1 protein-coding gene is annotated in these 623 nt (G+C 50.7%); it reads right to left on the bottom strand.

Annotation, left to right across the window (positions count from 1 at the left end; all coding sequences use genetic code 11):
* Positions 1–623 (bottom strand): aldehyde dehydrogenase family protein (locus R7Q09_RS26620; protein ID WP_318144005.1); only part of this gene is annotated, 623 nt, incomplete at both ends.

The raw sequence follows: 623 nt of genomic DNA, 5'->3' as shown, positions 1-623 counted from the left end.
TGGCCCGACCCAATTACCATCGGGAAACCCTTCAACTTCACATTGGCTGCCATCAAGTTCACACACCGCACCTTGTTGTTTGCCTAACTCAATCAAACCCAAAACTCGCTGCTTGGCTTGCTCACTGATCAAAGGGCCATACGCAGCATCCTCATCATCCCAAGCGCCGGGATGGATTTTCGCCATTTCTTGTTTGAGATCCGCAATCCAGGCTTTTGACTCGCCAACAAACACCGCGACTGAAATCGCCATGCAACGTTGCCCTGCAGCACCAACCGATGATCCCACCAAGTTGTTGATGACGTGATCTTTGTTAGCATCAGGCATGACAACCATGTGATTTTTAGCGCCAGCAAAGGCTTGTACGCGTTTAAAGTATTGAGTTCCCGTGGTGTAAATGTACTGCGCGACAGGCACTGAGCCGACGAAAGACACCGCGCGAATATCGGGATGAGCAAGCAAGAAATCGACTTGATCTTTGCGGCCATGAACGATCTGCAATACGCCTTTTGGCGCACCCGCCTCTTCAAAAAGCTCAGCTAAGCGAATCGAGGTTAAAGGCACTTGCTCGGAAGGCTTAAGAACGAAAGTGTTGCCGCTCGCGATTGCGATGGGAAACATCC

The sequence above is a fragment of the Vibrio sp. 2130-1 genome (assembly GCF_033339515.1).
This window is presented reverse-complemented; position numbering and strand designations above follow the sequence as displayed.